Source organism: Paenibacillus sp. HJGM_3 (genome assembly GCF_045062745.1).
GTDB lineage: Bacteria > Bacillota > Bacilli > Paenibacillales > NBRC-103111 > Paenibacillus_AA.
Genome location: NZ_JBJGED010000036.1, coordinates 35,062 through 55,407 on the forward strand (window position 1 = coordinate 35,062; position 20,346 = coordinate 55,407).

The window sequence follows — 20,346 nt, forward strand, 5'->3', positions numbered from 1 at the left end:
GGTAGATTATGTATATATCCGAGCATCAATTGAAATGGGATGAATTACATACAAACCAACGTTTTCTACTAAGGCACCCAGACGAATCGGTACTAAGATTCGTGGAATCAAATTATGACGAACCGAGAAAAACACATTTATTGGATCTAGGCTGCGGAGCAGGTCGGCATGTGATATTTCTGGCCCATCAAGGTTATAGAGTAACGGGCATCGATTTTTCAGATCAAGCTCTTCAATTTACAAATTCAATTCTGCAAGAATACAAACTTCAGGCAGATTTAGTACAAGGAAATATTCTTGCATTGCCTTTCGATACAGAGTGTTTTGATGCTGTTATTTGCTACGGAGTACTCTATTATTTCTATAAAGCAGATATTGAGACCATCGTACGTGAATTATACAGAGTAATGAAACAAGGCGGAAAGGCGTTTTTTGTAGTAAGATCAATTCGTGATCAAAGGTATGTTTTAGGACAAGAGGTTGAGAAGAACACAATTGTGTTAAACGATAATCGAACCAATGAACAAGGTATGAGAATGCACTTTTTTGAACCTGAAGAATTAAACAGTCTCTTTTCTGAATTTTCGGAAATAGAAATAGGCATTAAGGAAGAAAGCATGTATAGCAAAGAAGTTGTTAACTCAGATTACTTAATTACTGTAACCAAATAATCCAAATAAGGATGAGGATATGAGCGCCCTTTCGAATCTTCCAAGTGAATTAGTGATACGCTTTGTTAAAACTCACTTCAAAGAGCGAAACAGTTATCATCTTGCCGACTTAAGCTGTGGCAATGGAAGACACATGCTATTTATGTTAAGGGAAGGACATGTCGTAGCCGGTACTGATAGTTCTACCAGGAATGTAGAGTCCGCACAACAACTTTTAACAAAACATGGTTTTGAACCCCTTATAATTCAAGCCAATTTAACTAACCTTCCATTCGAAAACGAACAGTTTGACGGTCTACTATGCGAACATATGCTCATGTTTCTTAATCAGCAGGAGCTTGAACAGGCTATAGGAGAGCTCTACAGAATATTAAAGCCCGGGGGCAAATGTTTTATCACGGTTAGAAATACAAACGATACGCTCTTCCGTACTGGTAACACATTGGAGGATCACACTTTTATTCATTTTTTCACAGAAGAGGAAATTCATCAATTATTCAAAGCTTTTATGAACGTAACGATTGGAGTTAAACGGTTCAGTCAAAACTCTTTAACCCAATATAGCTCTGAATACCTCATCACTCTTGTAAAATAAACCATGGGGGAGTCGGATTAATGGGTAAATTACTAATTATTGGTGCCGGACCTCTTCAGGTCCCTCTTATATTAAAAGCCAAGGAATTAGGACTGTATACCGTTGCGGTCGATTATAACCCCGAAGCACCTGGTGCAAAGCTGGCAGATGATTTTTATGCAATCAGTACAAGCGACCAAGAACGAATTGTTCAGCTTGCGGATGATTTGAGCATCGATGGAGTTGTAACCAACTCGGACTTTCCAGTAAGGGTTGCTAGTATTGTTGGGAATAATAGAGGACTTCCTGGTATTTCGCCTTTAACCGCAACTATAGCAACGAATAAACTGCTGCTGCGTGAGATATTAAGAGAGAACCAAATTAACCAACCGAAGTTTTTCAAGGTTTCTACTCTCGAAGACGTCCGATATTTCAATACAAAGCTTGGTCTCCCATGGATTATTAAACCGGTCGATTCTTCCGCAAGCAGGGGAGTCAGCTTAGTTGTTTCTGAAAGTCAGATTGAATATGCCTTTCACCGGGCACAGCAAAATTCAAAGTCTTCCATATGTATAATGGAGGAATATGTAACGGGTGAAGAATATTCCATTGAAAGCTTTACAAACAATGGGCATACAGAAATAATAGCTATAACTCAAAAAGTAACGTCTGGTCCCCCCTATTTCGTCGAGACTGGGCATATCATTCCCGCACCTATTGATGATGAATTAAAAAGGCATATTTCGAATTATGTGAAGGATGTAATAAAAAGTATTCATTTTACTTGCGGCCCCACTCATACAGAGATCAAAGTGAAAAGTGACAAAGAAATTGTACTGATCGAAATTGGCCCTAGGCTGGGTGGAGATTACATTACTACCGATCTAGTACCTTTTGCGACTGGTTATGATATAGTAGAGAATACAATCAGAGCAGCTTGTAATATGGAATTAATCAATTTCGATACTAGTGGCGAGAAATGTGCAGGAGTTCTTTTTATAAAGCAAAAGAAAGGTGTTTTTAAAGGTATTGAGGGCTGGGAAGAGATACTATCGAAACCGTATGTCAAGCGCGGAGAGTTATTCGTAAATATAGGTGATTCAATAGATGAATTACAGAGCAGTCAATGCAGGATTGGATATTTAATCCTAAATACCGACCGTTACGCAGATATTGAAAGCGCCTTTCGTACAATAGAAAAGGAACTACATTTGATCATTACTTAATTATTGCGGCCTTAAAAATTGAGTGAGAGAACTAGCGGAGGGTATAAATATGTTTACAGTTCATAATCATGGCGTAAGCCCGGGTCATCGCCCTTTCATCATCGCGGAGATGTCGGGCAATCATAACCAATCGCTTGATCGGGCACTGGCTATCGTGGAAGCGGCGGCGGAAGCAGGGGCGCATGCGCTTAAGCTGCAGACGTATACGGCTGATACGATGACACTTGACTTGTCAGAAGGGGCCTTTTTCATCGACGACCCGAACAGCCTGTGGAAAGGGACCTCTTTGCACAAGCTGTATCAGGAAGCTTATACGCCATGGGAATGGCATAAACCGATCTTCGAGCGATGTCGGGAATTAGGTATGATTGGGTTCAGCACTCCATTTGACGAGTCTGCAGTTGATTTTCTGGAATCGCTAGATGTACCGCTCTATAAGATCGCTTCGTTCGAAAACACGGACATACCTCTTATACGGAAAGTAGCAGCTACAGGAAAACCTATGATCATATCGACGGGCATGGCTTCCATTGCCGAATTAGATGAGACGGTAAGAGAAGCTAGAGCTGCAGGCTGCACAAACTTGGTCCTGCTAAAATGCACTAGTACATACCCCGCTACTCCAGAGTATTCCAACCTGCTGACAATTCCGCATCTAAAGCAGTTATTCGGGTGCCAGGTTGGTTTATCCGATCATACGATGGGTGTTGGAGCAGCAGTTGCTAGTGTAGCTCTAGGGGCAACGGTAATTGAGAAGCACTTCACTCTCCGAAGAGCCGACGGAGGTGTCGACTCGACCTTCTCATTGGAGCCGGAAGAGATGAAGTCGCTTGTTGTCGAGACGGAGAGGGCTTGGCAAGCGTTAGGACAAATTCATTACGGATACACGGAGAAAGAAGCTCCTTCACTCAAATATCGCAGATCCCTATATATCGCTGAAGATATGAAAGCAGGAGACCAATTCACCGCTCGCAACCTCCGAGCTATTCGTCCGGGATTCGGTCTTCCTCCCAAGCATTATGATCAACTGCTTGGCAATACCGTAAAGCGGGATGTGGCTAAAGGCACTCCAGTTACGTGGGACTTATTCATATAATATAGAAAGCAGGGGAACCATTACATGAAAAATATTTTACTAACCGGCGGAGCCGGGTTTATTGGGCGTTGGGTCGCCAAGCGATTGCTCGACGACGGAAATTCCGTATGGATACTAGACGATTTGTCCAATGGACAAGAAGCAAATCTGACCGAATTTATGAGTAACCCCCGGTTAAAGCAATTTATCCATGGGGACATCAAGGACGAGTCGCTTCTGGAGCAATTGTTTTCTTTAACCCGATTCGACATCTGTTACCACCTTGGTGCATCGATCAATGTGCAGGATTCGATAGATGATCCGCGAACGACGTTTTACAACGATACAATAGGGACGTTCTTCTTGATGGAGCAGTGCCGGAAACATCATGTGAAGGTCGTATTCATGAGCACTTGCATGGTTTATGATCGCTGTACAGATGAGACCGGAATTACCGAACAGCATCCAATCAAGCCTGCATCGCCTTATGCAGGAGCAAAGATTGCCGCTGAGAACATGGTACTGTCCTACTATCATGCATATGGATTGCCGGTCGTTGTTATACGGCCGTTCAACACATACGGCCCGTTCCAGAAGACCGGAGGCGAAGGCGGCGTCGTTGCCATTTTTATTCATAACAAGCTTGCTGGCAAGGACCTCAACATTTACGGCGAGGGAACTCAAACCCGCGATCTGCTATATGTCGAAGATTGTGCTCACTTCGTCGTAGAGGCGGGATACTCCGACCAGGTGGACGGTCATATCGTGAATGCCGGTCTCGGACGGGATATTTCCGTTAACGATCTGGCTCTGCTGATCGTTGGGGATCCGTCTAAGATCAAGCATGTCGAACACATTCATCCTCAAAGTGAAATTCAAAAGCTGCTGGGCAACTCAGCGAAAGCTAAACAACTCCTAGGCTGGGAGCCTCAAGTTAGTCTGGAAGAGGGCATTCGCTTGACCGAAGAGTGGATTAAAGCCAACCTGTTGTCAGAAAAGGCGGTAAAATAAATGAAGCCATCTACGAGTCAAGTGAGTACGCCGGTTCGCAGCACGATGCTCTCCTATGGCCAGCAATGGATTGACGAGCAGGACATCGCCTCCGTTGTGGAAGTGTTAAAAGGCAGCTACTTGACGCAGGGCCCGCGAATTGCCGACTTTGAGAGAGCGGTTGCGGAGGAAGCGGGTGCCCGTTATGCGGTGGCTTTCTCAAGCGGTACAGCCGCTTTACACGGTGCCGCATTCGCTGCGGGCATCGGACTGGGCGACGAGGCGATAACAACGCCGATTACGTTCGCGGCAAGCAGTAACTGCGTGCTCTACCAACGCGGCACACCTGTTTTTGCCGATATTAGGCCAGATACTTACAATATCGACCCGGAGGATATTGAGCGTAAGCTAACCTCTCGTACAAAGGCCATCATACCTGTTGATTACACAGGCCAGCCGGCTGATATGGATGCAATCCGAGCACTGGCGGATAAGCGAGGTCTGGTCGTAATTGAAGATGCGGCGCACTCCTTGGGAGCTACGTATAAGAATCGTAAAGTCGGTACTCTAGCCGATATGACGATGTTTAGCTTCCACCCGCTTAAGCATGTGACGACGGCCGAAGGCGGAGTAATCGTGACCGATCACCACGAATACTATAAAAAGCTGGAGTTGTTCCGCAGCCACGGTATTACGAAAGACCCCGAGATGCTGCTAACAGACGAAGGTCCTTGGTATTACGAGATGCATGAACTCGGATATCACTATCGGATGACAGATCTGCACGCAGCGCTAGGCTTATCCCAGATGGCCAAGCTGCACTCTTTTGTTGAGCGGAGAAGGGAAATCGCTTCGATTTATAACGAGGCATTCAGCGATCTTCCTGGAATCGTCCGGCCATATCAACATCCTGATACGAATTCCAGTTGGCACTTATATATGATTCGATTGGAGTTCAGCGAATTCTCTGTAGGCCGCAGAAGATGGTTCGAGGCCCTTCGCGCTGAGAATATAGGCGTACATGTCCATTATATTCCTGTTTACAAACTGCCTTACTATCAGAAGCTGGGCTATAAGGCGGGACTATGTCCAATAGCAGAACAATATTATGAGTCGGCGATAACACTCCCCCTGTTCCCTAAGATGTCGAATCAAGATGTCCAAGACGTTATTCACGCCGTGAAAAAAATACATGCCGCTTATAAATACTGAACTAAGCCGGTAGGGTCCATTAAGCAGCTGAAAGCCGACAAGTGAGGCTAAAGCCTGCTGAAAGCCACCTCTGGCTGAAGCCGCTCAAGCTTCCGACTGAAACTCGGCAATCTTATTGGCTACTCTTTGATGCTGTTGTCCTTCGATATACCGCCGGATCGTATCTTCATTCATGGTACCGACAGTTGCACAGAAATATCCTCTGGCCCATAGATGTTGACCCCAGTATTACTTCTTGAGATGTGGGAGTTCATCCTGGATAAGTCTTGATGACCTTCCCTTGAGGTGGCTGGGGCCATCGTGGGCGGGCAGGGTATCAATAAGTGGATATGATCCTTCCCCACGCTACCCTTTATAATCGTGATCCCACGGGTGAAGCAGCATTGGTTTATTAACTCTCGAGTTCTCATGGCAATTTCGCCAGTTAGCCCATGATAGCGATATTTGGTAATCCAGTCATATACCGAATGTCCTTCGGTCTGGTAATCGACCATGTTTTTCACCTTTACCATTATGGTAGAGGTGGCATGCTACACTGTCAATGTGCTGGAAGCTGACCGCCTAAAGGCGGTAGGTTTAGACCCGTCACGTGGATACTAAATCAGATAGCCTCATGATTATGAATTATTATGCCCTCTCGCTTCCCAATAAGGTTTTTACATCTCTCAACTTACCAACGGTTGACCGACAGAGAATGCACACGGCCGGTGGAATAAGCGATATTCAATATGGTTACCTATCGTGTCCTTGATCCCGGCGGCAAACTGGCCATTGATGACTGTCGACCGTAAAGTTGTGTTTCCTGATTTGCGATCTTTCGAAGTTCAGTACGGCTTCCGGTCGATGGAAGTCAAAGAAATCGTCATCGCGACGGTGAGGCGTGGGCGCGTTATGTATTTGTCTACAATCCAGGGAAAGCCAAGTGGGATGTCGCCCGGCGTGAAGCCCATTTGGAACGCTGCACGCAAACCTGGCACGGCTGAACGAGTTCGATTATGGAGACTCTCCTCAGTTGGAGTTCATATAATTTACGAAAAATGGAACTTAAGGACCTTTATATGGCGGAAAGTCATCTGCCTCTTTTTGAAAGTCAATACTTGCTTTGCTTATCTAATAAATTGTAAAGAAACTCAATTTTATCTCTAATGTCATAGTGATGATTCCCTACAAAAAAACCAAACTTATCTATATATTCAGAATTATGAAGAGTACCGTGAACCTCTGAATCGAACCATTTGACTACTTCATTCTTTGCAAAGTTCCCTGCTACTATAGGTCTGCAGTCAATTCCATTATTTTGCAATACCGAAATAAGATCACCGCGGGTAAATGGTGCATTTTCCTTAATAATTAACGCAAAACCAAACCAACTACTACTTCCTAATTCCTTTTGGATATCAAAATGCTCATGATTAGAAAAACATTCTTTAAAATGGTCAGCATTTAAACGTCTTTCACTAATAAATTGAGGCAGTTTCTTCAGCTGTTCAATTCCTATCGCACCACTCATCTCAACAGGCCTTACATTGTAGCCCGGAAGCACAAACCGAAATGATTCTTCAAATGGATTATTACTCTTAGTTCCACATACATGATTATGCTGGGGTAAATTCCGAGTCCACCCATGGGCTCTTAATGATAATAGAATGTGATATAATTCCTCATCATCAGTTACTACCATACCGCCTTCCATTGTAGAGATATGATGACTGAAGAATGAGCTAAATGTCCCCATTATGCCATATGTCCCTGCTTGTTTCTGTTTATAAAGAGCACCTAGAGATTCACAGTTATCTTCAACAAGAATGATGTCTCGATCACCGATAATGCTACGAATTTGATCGAAATCATTGGGGTTGCCCAGAAGGTTCACTGCCATGATCATTCTAGTTTTATCGGAGACCGCTTGCTCAAGTGCTTGCAAATCATAATTCAATGTATGAGCATCTATATCTACAAATTTTATTCTGAGACCATATTGATAGAGCGGATAATAAGTGGTAGGCCAGGAGACTGCAGGCACAATTACCTCATCACCGCGTTGTAATGGATTTTCTTTACGGTAGAACAACGCTGCCACTACCAATAAATTAGCCGAAGATCCAGAGTTAACCATTACACAATAATTACTTCCAACAAATTCAGCAAAATCTAGTTCGAACTCACTTACATATGAGCCCATTGTGTACATCCCTGAGTCAATCACTTTATGGATTGCTGCGTGCTCTTCTTTTCCCCACGAACTTGAGGCTAGTGGATACATACTCATTTTCTTTCCTCCCGCATCAAAAAATGCTCAAAAGTTCGAGTTATCCCATCACTTAACGTAGTGGCTGGTCTCCATCCCCATGCTGTTTGCTTAGTTATATCTACTAATTTCTGCTTCATTCCCACAGGCTTATCTAAATTATGAATGAAACCTCCCTCAAATCCAATTATCTTCGCTGCTGCTTCATAGTACTCGTTAATTGAGAAATCATAGCCTAGTCCCACGTTCATAAGGAATGGCAACGATTCAAAATTTTCAACGCCATGCCAAATACAATCAGCCAAATCTGCTGCGTACATAAACTCTCTACGTGCTTGTCCATCGCCCCAGATCTCTACACTAGACTCATTTAGTTGTTTAGCAATATACACTTTTCGTATTACAGCAGGTATTAAATGTGAAGCATCCGGATCAAATTTATCCCATTTTCCGTATAAATTACAGGGAATCATCGTCTTATAGGAGTAAGTTGGATACTCTTTGTGTATGTAATCGCACAATTTTGCCGTTGCCACTTTGGCAATTGCATAGCCCTCATTTGTGGGCTCTAGCTCACCTTTTAGAATATCATCCTCACGAAGCGGATTCTGTGTATTCCTCGGATACATGCATGAACTCCCCAGATTGATAAGCCTAGTGATCCCTGCTTGATAAGCTGCCCAAACCAAGTTTCTCCCCATGTCCAGGTTATCAAGCAAAAATTTTACAGGTTCACGAAGATTAGCTTGAATACCCCCTACTTTTCCTGCACAATGAATTATTATATCTGGCTTATGCTTATTCAAATATTGAATAACATTTTCATATAACAACAAATTTAATTCATTGCTAGAGGGGCTCAATACATTGTGATCGTGTGCCTTATTATGGTCTAATATATTTCTCCCAACCATTCCTGAAGATCCTGTAACAAGAACTTTCATTATTATTTTCACACTCTCATTTTTGAATATTTTCAACTAATGACCTAATTTAGTATAACAAAAACCTCCTTAGTTGAGAAGGAACTTGGGATATGTTAAAAGGAGGAATTGGATAAGTCCGAGATCCCCGTCAATGGAGCAAATGTGTCGCTAATACTGCGTACAAAAATACACCGGGAGGTCACCCCATTTGTATCGGCTTAAGCCAATTCAGTATTTCATCCATTGTCACTACTCGCACAACACGGCATTGGTGGTGTTGACCCCGTACAAATCGCAAGGAACTGAAATGGCTCCTGCCGGAGGATCTGACTGATTAAGACTGTTGCTTTGCCGTTCCCAGAAAAGCCAAGTCGTTCCCGCAGTCACGCGCTCAGTGCTGCAATTACATGCGGAAGTTGGTGGCGACGACCAAAGCAATAATGCATATCCGGGACAATGAGTCGTGTCGGTACGCCGCCCAAGCGGTGAGACAGATCCTGTAGCCCGTGCTCCATGCACTCCGCGGTCTCTCCGCCGAAGAGCTGCATGTAACCAGCGTTGCTGCAGGGGAAACTGACACACAGGAACTTGTACATTCACTTCTCGCCGCTAGCGTCGTAAAAAGTCAGCTTCCCCGAAGTCCACTTGCGCTTCGCTCGGCGTCCAGTCCAGCTCAAGCATACCTTCTTGGTGCCGGTATTCCCGCATTCTCTTCACAGCGCCGGACTATCGGATACGAAGCGTCTAAACACTCTGCTATTTGCCGCTTTTGAATGCGCATCGCGGTACGGCGCTGCTTTAGCGGTTCTTACGGTTCACTTCCAGCCAGAATGAGCGGCTTGAAGGGGTCCAGCTTGAATGGTAGTTCTTCTTTCTGGGCTTTGGGCCTCTCTTGAAATCCTTCTTCAGCTACGTACTTGCTAACCAAACGAGGCACGGTTTCAGGATATGCGACGCCGGGCAATTTGAGTTAATCGGTGCTCTGCCAAGCGCATAAAAAGTAGAGCCGCTTCTGAGCAAGCGGCTCTACTTTTTAGTATTCCAAAAATCACGCTAGCCTCGGAAGTACACTGAAGCATTGAGGATGCCTAATTGAACGTTAAAGGGAATCAGTAGCTCCCCATCCGTCCAATTGGAATGTTTCTTGAAGACAGCAATCACCAGATTGCGGAATGAATATTGTTGCTTATTTGAAAGTCCAATAGATCCGCTATTAAAAGGTTCCTGCCGTTCATCACTTGAGATAGTTCTTATGCTGAAGGCTACAACTTCATTTTGACGCAGTTGAATAAACAGATTCCCTGAGCCTGTATTAGATAAATCACTACTCAACTCATCGAATACTTCTATAAGCTTTTTCTCAAGCGATGATAGTTCGATTTGGTACCCCGCCTTTGTATAGAATGGATCACAAGGCAATTATTCGTTTATAACCCTGCCGCAGCCTTCGCTGCAGCTTTCTGAGCTTCATATTCTTGTTTATATTCGGAGATAATACTAATGCTATATTCGTTGTTCCTCAATACACTTTCGAAATCGTTCATAATATTATTGAATCTACTATTAAACTCCTCTAACTTGGCAGAACCTTGTGCTTTTAGTGCCAACTTCTGCTCAGGGGTTGCCGATAGGGAAGAGAGTAAGAGATTTAAAAAATAACTTTCCGCTTCAGTTTTCAATGCAGCAATCTTAGCATCTGCCGAAGCCTTCAAGCTGTCATAAGATGGCTTCGATACCACCACTCCACCTACCCCGCCTCCACCTGGAACTATTACTGGAGTAGGAGTACTTGTAGGCTTAGCTATGGGCTGTGGGTTTGGTTTAGGTTCAGGTTTGCTAACCACCTCTTGAGTAGTTGCAGACACCGTGTAAGTGACAGGGTCCCAGTCTATTTTTTTACCTATCGACTCGCTGAAGAATCTCATAGGGACATATAGGGTATTCTCATAGATCAGACCAGGCAGATCCTTAGCCGGCTGCTTAAGTTGATTGTCAAATACGTAATTGATTGTCTTAAAATAAGCTTCAATCTGATTAGGATCCTGGACTATATCAGCTTTCGAATTATTGATACTCTCACGTACTTCCCGATTAAGTCGATAATCTTGAATTTCCACCTGTTGCTGCTTTGTCGGAGCTCCGACGGACACCGTATAGGTTTCTTGGTCCCACTCTACTCCCTTATTGAGGGCATATGAGATAAAACGCAACGGCACATAGGTACTTCCTTCATAGATAAATCCACGTTGGTCCTCAGGCGGAGTCAACTCTTGACTATCAAATACGAAATGCATGGATGGATAGTAAACTGAAATAGCCACGGATTGTTGAGTTGCTGTTACATGTATTCCCGAAAGCAAAAGTGACCCTATCGTAAAAGTAGAAAGAAAACTTATTTTTTTTGTGTTCATACTGCACTTCCTCGCTCCCATAAATAAATCTTTTCTTATATTAATTATAATATAAGATTAGAAATAAACAATGGATAATCGGAACTATCAGCATTAGAAGTATTAACACTAATTTTGTTACATTGGAATTTCGGAATTTTATCTATCACTATACTCCTTTTGACTATCAGAATAGTTCTTCCCTTGACTTAAGCCAAGTTTAGTTGCAATAGCAATAAGTTCATTATACTCCTCTTCTGTAAGTTTCTTAAGAATAATTTCCTTAGCTTGCTTCTTCTCTTCCGAAGTAACACCATTATCACTCATTCTGACAAAGAGAGTAATATCAGAGGAACTCAGCTTTTTGAGCAGAACCGACATTACTTTTGCTTTATCCTTCAACGTAATATTTTCTTGCGCAAAGTTCACCTCATCAGTTGTGATATTACCATCGGAGCCCGCTTTTTCGGCCTGAGCAACACTTCGGAAATTCTGATTTGAATCTGGGGTGCTTGTTGGAGATAATTCTCCACTTGATTTTGGCTCTTGTGAGTCCGGGATTGCTTCTGTTTGAGACGTTCCTAAGGAATATGAAAATGGAGATGGAGATAAAGGGCTACTATTTTGTGAATCTGATGAACTTGTTGCTTGCTGTGTACTATTCTCCACTGGTAAAGCAGCACTGTTCTTGCCTTCAATAGATGCAACAATTGATCGGTAGAAATAGTCTGTTAAATAGTTCAATGTTACAAAAAAAACCATGATCATTGTTATAACACTGCAGAGAGTCCAATAAATATGTTTCTTTTTTATTCTCGTTCTCATACACCATCTCACCAATAGAATGGATTCTTATATATTACTTTTCTCTTGTTATATTATATAACGTGAAACTAATATATCCGTAATTATCCACCTCTTGAATAGATTAGTATTTTTCTACCATAATTATAAGGTTTCGAAGTATAAGTTAATTTAAAAGTTGAAGGGAGTATTGTATCAAAATCGTGTATAAATTTGTAATTCGGGACGTCATCTACAATGATATTATTTATATTATTATTATTACATATTTTTGCGAAAGAGTCTCTTAAACTTTGACTATCAATGCTTTGAGTAAAGTTAACTGCTATCAAATATTCTATATCTAGATTTTGAATATCCTCGAATGTCCCTAATCTATATACTACTTTAGGATTTTTATTACTTTGATCCATTTTTATTGCAGCTTGAATTACCCGAGGACTTATATCAAGACCATATCTAGCATTACATCTTATATTACTTATTATCTCGCCTAACCCACAGCCTATTTCAACAACTACGGTACCCATAGATATCCTATCATTAATATATTTTATTAAATCTAATGTATATGGCCTAAACTCTTTAGGGGAAGTATGCCATTCTTCAAAATTGTATTTTTTTCTTAATTTTTTTAGATGTATCATCCTAAATAAGCCTTTTCCAAAGCCCCAGAGATAATTATATTCATATAATTCATATATTTTTAGAATAACTTTAAGCAATCATTTACACCACTCTTTCTTACATATTATCGATTATAGTAACCATTATTAGTTTACTAAACAGCTATTTCATCGGTTTGAATTTGACACTTTTTCTACTTATACTTCTTTTTATTAAAAGTGCGAAATAATTTAAGCGAATATTTTATAATTGTGCCAGTTGGAATATTCGAGATACTCGGAAATAGTCTTTCCGCTTCTGTGAATTTTATAACATGATTTTGATACCTCTTTAAGAATCCCTCAAGTTTTTCAAAGCCATCATTATCCATATTATTCAAATGGAGGCAAAATGTATACACACCGTATTTCATTTTCCTTGGACTTGCAAATAGTTGGGGAACAAAAAGAATCTCCTTGTATAAGTAAGGAAATAATCCATAGCCATCTGTTATTTTTAAGATACCAATTTGTTTTAAAGCTATTAAAGTATTATTATCGAACGAATGTGCAGGCGCCATAAAAGCAACTGCCTCAATATTGTTTTTTTCTAGTATCTCTTTCCCCATAGTAAGTTTTAAAAGTTGTTGATCAAATGGAACACCAGCAAATTCACTAAATCTATTTATACCCAGAATTCCTGCGCAGTTAGTTGAAAATTTATGTTGATACCCGTGTAATGCTATTTCCCATCCACGATCTTGGACAGATTGAATCTCATTCCAAAAGTTTCCCGCACACAGTGGAAATTTTTTTAATTCTGGATCCTGATTGTCAGGTATTACACCTAAGATAGGTTTGACATTATATTTTACGAGAATATCCTTTACTCGGAAGTAATTTTCCCAATTCATATTAGGAGCAATATCATCGAACCTAAAAATATATCTATCGATCATACTATTCTCCGATCCAATTAATTTACACAAAATCCACACTTACTAGGGATAAGTGCTTAGATCAGCAATTTTTTACGAATTTTATGAAAAAAGATACTTATATATCCCATTACTACTTTCAACGCTTTGGCTTCAACAATCGAGAATAATGATAGATAACCTCCTCCTATACATATCAGAAATACGACAAATACAACTCCAAAATCAAAATAGGATGTAATAGTATATTTAAAACAATTAGCAAGATAAACAATTACACTACCTAATATCAAATTAATAAACCAACGTCTTACTGGAATTATCCAACTTCTACGTAATAAGTACTTATTGGAATATCTTATTACAGCAATTGTGTAGAATAGCATTGCAATTATTGTCGCTATCAAAACTCCGTATATGCCGTATTTCCTAACTAATAGTATTGAAAGAGATATATTCAGAATAGCTTCAAAAATAGCGTACCACTTTAGTTGATTAAAGTGCCCCGCTATACTTGCGACAATTAAAGAAGGCTCTCTAAGACTTTCTAAAAGTCTTATTGACACAAATAATAATGGTAACCAAGGATCAACATAATTAATATCAGTAATGTCAGCTGTGTATAACTTAATAAAGGGCAGCATTAAAATATAAGCAATTATCATAACTGTAAACATTAAATAGGTATACAATGCTTCAAAAGAGTCAAATAACATCTTAAATCTTAATTTATCCTCAACAAATAAATGCCCAAATCCTGCTGTAAGACTTTCAGAAAACATCTTTGGTATAAATAAAACTTGGATACAGATAATATTGTATACTGTGTAAAGACTTACTAATTTTAAATTGCAAAAAATAGTTAAGATTAATATATCTACATTATTAATAATAACTGATAGAACCTGTTGAATTAGCACCGCACTTTTTTTTGAGATAGCTGAAAAATCAGGAGTCACTGACAAATCTAGAAATTTGTAATTCTTTTTTACATAACTAACAATAAATAATATGCGTAATGTTGTTAGTATCAAAACGGAGAACAAAACAAATACAATACTAAATTCAAAAATAATCAATAATACTTTAATTATACTAGACAATACAGATAAAATGGTGGAAGAAACAACCAGAATATAACTTTTATTGTCAGCTAAAAGAAGAACATTATAAATACCTTTAAAATAGTATTCAATGAATGATGTTAATGCTATAGTTAACACGATAGCAACAACCAACCAATAATTAATTCCTGTTTTTACTAATACTGGATAAAGGAGTGCAATAGTGGTTACACACACTAAATAAACAATACTTGTCTTTTTGTAGAATTTAGAAGTAGCTGCTAAAATCCCATTAATTTTTGTTTTATTTTTCTTTGCAATTGCACTATATAACGCTTGAACTGATGCCCCCCCAACACCTGCCTCTAGCAGATTTACATATACAAAAATCCCTATTAATGAAGTGACCAATCCATTAATCTCGGAACCATAATAGTCAATTATTAATTTTGGTATTAGTATTCCAAGAACAGCAGTAATTAATTTGCCGAATAAATTGGATATTATATTAAATAAAGCAATATTTGTTTTCAAAGAAAATTAACTCCCTGCTTTTGTTTACGTTTAATATTTGTAATTATTTCAATCAAAACAATTGGGAGTATTCCATATTTAAAGAAAGGGCTAAAAATATTCGCCAGATCTGCTCGGTTAGAGTAAAGCATAACACTTATCAAAAGCAAATATAGTACAAATCTATAATTACTTTTATTGCTTTTAAAATAGAACCATTTAACAAATAATGCAATAAAAACATACCATATAACAATTCCTATTATTCCGAAATTCAAATAACCTTCGCCGACTAGTGTAAATCCCATACCTGAGGTAGAGGTTTTCCAAAAAGTAGATTGATTCCAGTATACTGCACTAAAATTATTGATATTGAAAGGATTTACGTTTAATAAATCAAATGGACTTAATAAATCATATATTAAAGTTGATCCCAATCTGTAGTTCCACAAATCTTGCATTAACAATAAATAGTTTAGATTAAAGGAAGCAGCATAAAATTCTGAATACAGAATATCAATAAAAAAACTCCTTTCAGGGCTAGTTACAGCAATAAATCCATTGGCTATGAACATTTTTAATGGTGACATAATAGCCACTAATGACAAACCTAATATCCCCATAACTGTAAAAGTACTTATTTTAATTTTTTTATACGTTACATTGTATAGAAATACATATGTAAGAATATATTTTAGAACTACTGATCGATCTCCGCTAGCCAGAAATGCTAAACTTAAAACCATCAACCCAATTGAAAAATGCCAAATACGAATTTTCGCTGTTGCCTTGGGTTGTAAATACAGGAAAATGGAAGGAATTATCAATCCATTACTAGCAAACCTTCCCATTACAATGAAAAAGTTGTTTGATTGTGCAATGCTTATTTTTGTGGTGTAACCAAGTGAAACGATAAATATAACTTGCAATAATGTCAGTAAGATTGTAACTACATATAAAATAACAATGATTAACTCACTCTTTTTTGTAAGTAGCAACTTATTATAACTAACCTGTTTGTTTCCTGTAGTAACGATGAATACGCATAAGGCTAGCCATTCAAGCAATAACGTTTCTTTGGTAAAATAATATTCCGTAGCCCCCAAAATGAATAGGAGCGGAAATGAAATAGAATATATAGTAAATACAGGAACAAACCACACAAAGGGGTGCAATATATCAAAATCTATTGAATAGAAACATATGAAAGTAAGTATAATAAATGAAAGTATACTAATAACACTACTATCTAATAATAATTGAATTAATGTAGCTATTCCCATGAAGAAATATACAAAAAACATACTCTTTTTCACGTTTTCCCCCGGTATATCGCCAATAGCACAATTAGGTTCCATAATTATTTACCATTTCTTTTTTACAATACTTCGAAAACTCGTCATAAAAATTATTTCTTTGTTTACTTAACAATTCGTTTGAATATCTTTTCGCAACCTCGAAATTTCTTTTTGCACATACCTGCTGTTTTTCTTTATTAATAATAATTTCTTCAATTTTGTAGGTTAGCTGTTTATAATTTTTTGCATTAAATAAATTATCTGAATCTAATAGTTCTGACATACCTCCACCTTCCCATGAACCAAGCGCTGGACAAGCACGGCTCATCGCCTCAATCATTGAACGAGGCAAGCCCTCAGTCATACTTGGCATGATATATAAATCCAAGTTATCAAGCCAATTTAATACAGGCTGACCAGAAGGAAGCACCCCACAAAACTCTACTTTATCTAACACTCCTAGTTTAGATGCCAGATCTTTCCACTTGGCTTCGTTCCCCCCACCGAGACAACGTAAACGTATGTCATATGAAGAGTTTTTAAACTCAGCAATGGCTCTAATTGCTGATTCATGCCCTTTATATGCTACCTTCATTGAACCAATCAATCCAAGAATTATTGGTTTGTTCAAGTCAAATGATTTTATCTTATCTAATCTTTTTTGCAAAACAAAATCTTCAGCTGATGGGATGATTACATTTGAAAGTCCATCACCCCTCACTCCTTTTGTTGGATATTTTTTTTGTAAGAAAAACTTTGTTACATACAAAACGTATGGCGCCTTTTTTATGTAATGATGCGTTAATGTGTACATTACTGGAGCAGCAAGTTTACCTTGCATATTTCCATAATTGTTAAAGCCGTCCCATGGACATCCACATAATTCAACTAGCCAAGGCTTCCCTTGCTTTATACATTCTCGTGCAGCAATAAAACCTTGGACAGTTGGGAAATGTATAATACAACAATCTACCTCTGAAACCAGTTTTTTTACTGCCTTACTAATTTGAAAATATTCCAGAAAATATTGAGAAATATTATGAAACGATGGATTTTCTACTATATGAATCTTTTTGTTATTTACTTGAATAAATGTATTTACATCACCTTCAACTATCCTTCCCATATAAAAAACCTCATCAAAGTTTGACAAATACCTAGTGAAATTACGCTCTAGAGTCGCACTGCCATTGACATAATACATATCTTTATGTTTATTAATACGGTAGTCACTAATAACAGCTACCTTCATATGTTCACACACTTCTTTCTACGTAAAACCGTTGAAGTTTATCAGCTACGTATTGTGAGTCATAGCCCTTAATTAGTAGATTATTTGGATTTAGTAGTGTTCTATTATATTTTTCTTTTTTTCTTAAAACAGTATCAGCCCACTTTTCAGTATTAGCTTGGAGACTAATAAATTCAATAAGACCAGAACCTATATCCACCTCCCTTGGGATTGATGCGGAGACAACACTTGGTAAGTTTGATGCTTGTGCTTCTATTATCACCATCCCCAAACCCTCATAAATTGATGGAAATAAGAAAACATCGAAAGCTTGCATTAACTCGTTTACATCATTGCGGACACCTAAAAATTTGACTGCATGTTTTAGCCCTAGTACATCTACCTTCTTCTCAATTTTTGATCTTAATTCACCCTCACCAACTAAACAAAGTAATGAATTTTCGTTTTTTTCATATATTTTTTTAAAAATATCAATAAGAAATTCATGATTTTTCGGTTCTCTAAATCCCCCAACATGACCAATAATATAAGTATCACCATTATCACACAGCGATTTTCGTTTGATACTTCGTATTTTTTCATTAAATTTGTAACCTTCAGAATCGATTCCATTATTAATAACTAAAAAACTTGCTTTTTTACCAAATAGCCATTCGCCTGCTTTGTTTGAGCATGCAAATAGATCTGTTGCAGATCTATTAATAAATAATTTATTATATTGTTTGTAGAGGTAGCCTATATAACCACCAAAAGCTTGCGTTGAATTTTTTGTACTATGACTATGTGCTATTCTAACTGGAACACCATACTTTTTTGCTATTGGAAGAAAAAAACCACTCCACGTATTCATGTGACAATGTACTATATTATATTCAGGATGTGTTTCAAAAAATTGTTTTACAATTCTCCGGTAGTTAATATATCCTATCGTTGAAATATGAGGAAGATTATGAATCATGCCTCCTAAAGAAATAATCTCTTCGTCGTAATCTCCAACTTCTTGTCTAGTCATAAGAAAATCGAATTGTACCTTGCTACGATTAACTTTACGATAGGTGTTCATAATGAAAGTTTCCAAACCACCGCGATCCATAGCGGATACAATGTGTAGTACTTTGATCAAAGTTATCACCAACTATAAAATTTATTGAATAAGGAGTAACTTTTTAGTTACTTGACTCGCACACCAAGGCGACACTATTCGCAGGTATTGACTTAACAACAACAGGATTGCACCCAATATGTTGTTTCCAATAGTAATTAGACCAATTATTTTGGCTACTGCACCGATTATGGCATCATCTCCAATAACAGAACGAAATATTTGAAGTTTTTATTGTACTTAGGTTATGAATATCATTCTTTTCAGGAGTCGTACCAATAGTAACATGTTGATATATAATTCCTATTAAACTGCAAGCCCAAGTCCATTATGGGGAAAATAAAGGTTTTTCGAACTTGAATTTTTTAGTGTTTTGTCACAATCAATGACAACTTTAAAAAAGTCTTGGAATAAAAGGAGCTTTCTCAAATGAGTGATCGGGAGAGAAAATACCTATCCTATGTTCATCTGTGACTGCCTCATTTTAAATTCTCTTTATACCATTCCACAGCATGCTTAAACCCACGAATAAAATCCCAGTCCGGTGAATATCCAATCTTCTGTTTAGCCTTAGATATATCAGCTAAGCTGTGCCGAATATCACCATATCTTGATTCAAGATACTTTGGCTCAATATTTATTTCAAGTAACTGACACATTAAATTATATATTTGATTGACAGTAAACCTCTCACCAAAAGCTATGTTGTATGCTTGTCCTGCAGCTTCTTTAGGAGCAACGCAGGCTTTTATATTAGCCTCAATTACATTTTCAATATAGGTAAAGTCACGGCTTTGTTCCCCGTCACCATAAATTTCAACTTGTTCTCCGGCTTTTAACGCTTTAATAAATTTCGGTATTACTGCAGCATATTGAGAATCAGGGTCTTGTCGACGTCCAAATACATTGAAATATCTTAGCCCAATACACTCTAATCCGTAAATCTCTGTATATAACTTACCATACATTTCATCCACTTTTTTTGTTAATGAGTATGGTGATAATAGATTCCCTTCGGCACCTTCCTTTTTAGGGAGTGTTGGGGAATCACCATAGACAGATGATGATGATGCGTATACGAATCGTTTTACTCCGGCTATCCGAGCTGCTTCCATCATTACAGAGGTTCCTTTAATATTATTTTCTACGTAGAGTAGTGGTTGTGCCAATGAGCGAGGAACTGAGCCTAAAGCAGCTTGATTGAATACATAATCAACATCTTCACATACAGCAAGACAAGCTTCAATATCACATATGTCACCTTTAATAAAAGAATAGTTCGGATCATTTATAAATTCATCTATATTCTTTTGCAATCCTCTCGACAGATTGTCAAATCCACGTACCCTGACTCCCTTTTTGAGCAACGCCTCTACAAGGTTAGCTCCGATAAATCCAGCAGCCCCAGTTACTACAACCGTTGTATTTTCTTTAAAATTGATCTCAGAATATCCCATT

The 20,346-nt window shown here is 38.6% G+C and carries 18 protein-coding genes and 1 pseudogene; 6 read left to right on the top strand and 13 right to left on the bottom strand.

Annotated features, from left to right (window positions below; genetic code table 11):
* Positions 1-8 precede the first annotated feature (8 nt).
* From ACI5FR_RS29235 to pseC, 6 genes are read left to right on the top strand one after another with little or no spacing between them, the layout of a single operon-like run.
* The gene (locus ACI5FR_RS29235; RefSeq protein ID WP_405461079.1) at positions 9-671 is read left to right on the top strand and encodes a class I SAM-dependent methyltransferase; all 663 of its coding nucleotides are present in this window, start codon (positions 9-11) and stop codon (positions 669-671) included.
* Positions 672-690: 19 nt separating this feature from the next.
* Positions 691-1,266, top strand: coding sequence for a class I SAM-dependent methyltransferase (locus ACI5FR_RS29240; protein ID WP_405461081.1), 576 nt, complete (start codon positions 691-693; stop codon positions 1,264-1,266).
* A gap of 20 nt (positions 1,267-1,286) precedes the next feature.
* Positions 1,287-2,471, top strand: a complete 1,185-nt coding sequence (locus ACI5FR_RS29245) for an ATP-grasp domain-containing protein (protein ID WP_405461082.1) — start codon at positions 1,287-1,289, stop codon at positions 2,469-2,471.
* Between the two features lie 49 nt (positions 2,472-2,520).
* Positions 2,521-3,567 carry a pseudaminic acid synthase gene (gene pseI / locus ACI5FR_RS29250; protein ID WP_405461084.1) on the top strand — a complete coding sequence of 349 codons (1,047 nt, stop codon included), beginning with the start codon at positions 2,521-2,523 and terminating at the stop codon, positions 3,565-3,567.
* 24 nt (positions 3,568-3,591) lie between these two features.
* Positions 3,592-4,557, top strand: coding sequence for a dTDP-glucose 4,6-dehydratase (locus tag ACI5FR_RS29255; protein ID WP_405461086.1), 966 nt, complete (start codon positions 3,592-3,594; stop codon positions 4,555-4,557).
* The gene (gene pseC, locus ACI5FR_RS29260) at positions 4,558-5,748 is read left to right on the top strand and encodes a UDP-4-amino-4,6-dideoxy-N-acetyl-beta-L-altrosamine transaminase (RefSeq protein ID WP_405461088.1); all 1,191 of its coding nucleotides are present in this window, start codon (positions 4,558-4,560) and stop codon (positions 5,746-5,748) included.
* An 84-nt stretch (positions 5,749-5,832) separates the two neighbouring features.
* On the opposite strand, the pseudogene tnpA reads toward pseC, so the two are convergent.
* The 13 genes and pseudogenes from tnpA to ACI5FR_RS29325 all read right to left on the bottom strand — a co-directional run bounded on the left by tnpA (position 5,833) and on the right by ACI5FR_RS29325 (position 20,345).
* Positions 5,833-6,242 (bottom strand): annotated as a pseudogene (gene tnpA / locus ACI5FR_RS29265) (IS200/IS605 family transposase).
* 596 nt (positions 6,243-6,838) lie between these two features.
* Positions 6,839-8,017, bottom strand: coding sequence for a DegT/DnrJ/EryC1/StrS family aminotransferase (locus ACI5FR_RS29270; protein ID WP_405461090.1), 1,179 nt, complete (start codon positions 8,015-8,017; stop codon positions 6,839-6,841).
* On the bottom strand, positions 8,014-8,976 hold the full coding sequence (locus tag ACI5FR_RS29275) for a GDP-L-fucose synthase family protein (RefSeq protein WP_405461092.1): 963 nt from the start codon (positions 8,974-8,976) through the stop codon (positions 8,014-8,016). Before ACI5FR_RS29275 ends, ACI5FR_RS29270 begins: the two co-directional genes overlap by 4 nt.
* A gap of 999 nt (positions 8,977-9,975) precedes the next feature.
* On the bottom strand, positions 9,976-10,254 hold the full coding sequence (locus ACI5FR_RS29280; protein WP_405461093.1) for a hypothetical protein: 279 nt from the start codon (positions 10,252-10,254) through the stop codon (positions 9,976-9,978).
* 95 nt (positions 10,255-10,349) lie between these two features.
* On the bottom strand, positions 10,350-11,333 hold the full coding sequence (locus tag ACI5FR_RS29285) for a stalk domain-containing protein (RefSeq protein ID WP_405461095.1): 984 nt from the start codon (positions 11,331-11,333) through the stop codon (positions 10,350-10,352).
* Between the two features lie 138 nt (positions 11,334-11,471).
* Entirely contained in the window at positions 11,472-12,137 is a 666-nt protein-coding gene (locus tag ACI5FR_RS29290; protein WP_405461097.1) for a hypothetical protein, read from the bottom strand.
* Positions 12,138-12,220: 83 nt separating this feature from the next.
* Complete coding sequence (locus ACI5FR_RS29295; protein WP_405461099.1) at positions 12,221-12,841, bottom strand: class I SAM-dependent methyltransferase; 621 nt, start codon at positions 12,839-12,841, stop codon at positions 12,221-12,223.
* A gap of 95 nt (positions 12,842-12,936) precedes the next feature.
* Complete coding sequence (locus ACI5FR_RS29300) at positions 12,937-13,680, bottom strand: DUF2334 domain-containing protein (RefSeq protein ID WP_405461101.1); 744 nt, start codon at positions 13,678-13,680, stop codon at positions 12,937-12,939.
* Positions 13,681-13,736: 56 nt separating this feature from the next.
* Positions 13,737-15,257: a lipopolysaccharide biosynthesis protein gene (locus ACI5FR_RS29305; RefSeq protein WP_405461103.1), complete on the bottom strand. Its 1,521-nt coding sequence runs from the start codon at positions 15,255-15,257 to the stop codon at positions 13,737-13,739.
* Positions 15,254-16,552: an O-antigen polymerase gene (locus ACI5FR_RS29310; protein ID WP_405461105.1), complete on the bottom strand. Its 1,299-nt coding sequence runs from the start codon at positions 16,550-16,552 to the stop codon at positions 15,254-15,256. The genes ACI5FR_RS29305 and ACI5FR_RS29310 overlap by 4 nt, the downstream gene beginning before the upstream one ends.
* Before the next feature lie 31 nt (positions 16,553-16,583).
* On the bottom strand, positions 16,584-17,786 hold the full coding sequence (locus tag ACI5FR_RS29315) for a glycosyltransferase family 4 protein (protein WP_405461107.1): 1,203 nt from the start codon (positions 17,784-17,786) through the stop codon (positions 16,584-16,586).
* 4 nt (positions 17,787-17,790) lie between these two features.
* Entirely contained in the window at positions 17,791-18,879 is a 1,089-nt protein-coding gene (locus ACI5FR_RS29320) for a glycosyltransferase family 1 protein (protein ID WP_405461135.1), read from the bottom strand.
* 488 nt (positions 18,880-19,367) lie between these two features.
* Positions 19,368-20,345 carry an SDR family oxidoreductase gene (locus ACI5FR_RS29325; RefSeq protein WP_405461109.1) on the bottom strand — a complete coding sequence of 326 codons (978 nt, stop codon included), beginning with the start codon at positions 20,343-20,345 and terminating at the stop codon, positions 19,368-19,370.
* Position 20,346 lies beyond the last annotated feature (1 nt).

Excerpts from the sequence above, each read along its gene's own strand:
- ACI5FR_RS29240 (WP_405461081.1), top strand. The coding sequence starts at position 691 with ATGAGCGCCCTTTCGAATCTTCCAAGTGAATTAGTGATACGCTTTGTT.
- pseC (WP_405461088.1), top strand. The coding sequence starts at position 4,558 with ATGAAGCCATCTACGAGTCAAGTGAGTACGCCGGTTCGCAGCACGATG.
- ACI5FR_RS29290 (WP_405461097.1), bottom strand. The coding sequence starts at position 12,137 with ATGAGAACGAGAATAAAAAAGAAACATATTTATTGGACTCTCTGCAGT.
- pseI (WP_405461084.1), top strand. The coding sequence starts at position 2,521 with ATGTTTACAGTTCATAATCATGGCGTAAGCCCGGGTCATCGCCCTTTC.
- ACI5FR_RS29320 (WP_405461135.1), bottom strand. The coding sequence starts at position 18,879 with ATGGATCGCGGTGGTTTGGAAACTTTCATTATGAACACCTATCGTAAA.
- ACI5FR_RS29270 (WP_405461090.1), bottom strand. The coding sequence starts at position 8,017 with ATGAGTATGTATCCACTAGCCTCAAGTTCGTGGGGAAAAGAAGAGCAC.
- ACI5FR_RS29245 (WP_405461082.1), top strand. The coding sequence starts at position 1,287 with ATGGGTAAATTACTAATTATTGGTGCCGGACCTCTTCAGGTCCCTCTT.
- ACI5FR_RS29315 (WP_405461107.1), bottom strand. The coding sequence starts at position 17,786 with ATGAAGGTAGCTGTTATTAGTGACTACCGTATTAATAAACATAAAGAT.
- ACI5FR_RS29235 (WP_405461079.1), top strand. The coding sequence starts at position 9 with ATGTATATATCCGAGCATCAATTGAAATGGGATGAATTACATACAAAC.
- ACI5FR_RS29255 (WP_405461086.1), top strand. The coding sequence starts at position 3,592 with ATGAAAAATATTTTACTAACCGGCGGAGCCGGGTTTATTGGGCGTTGG.
- ACI5FR_RS29325 (WP_405461109.1), bottom strand. The coding sequence starts at position 20,345 with ATGGGATATTCTGAGATCAATTTTAAAGAAAATACAACGGTTGTAGTA.
- ACI5FR_RS29285 (WP_405461095.1), bottom strand. The coding sequence starts at position 11,333 with ATGAACACAAAAAAAATAAGTTTTCTTTCTACTTTTACGATAGGGTCA.
- ACI5FR_RS29300 (WP_405461101.1), bottom strand. The coding sequence starts at position 13,680 with ATGATCGATAGATATATTTTTAGGTTCGATGATATTGCTCCTAATATG.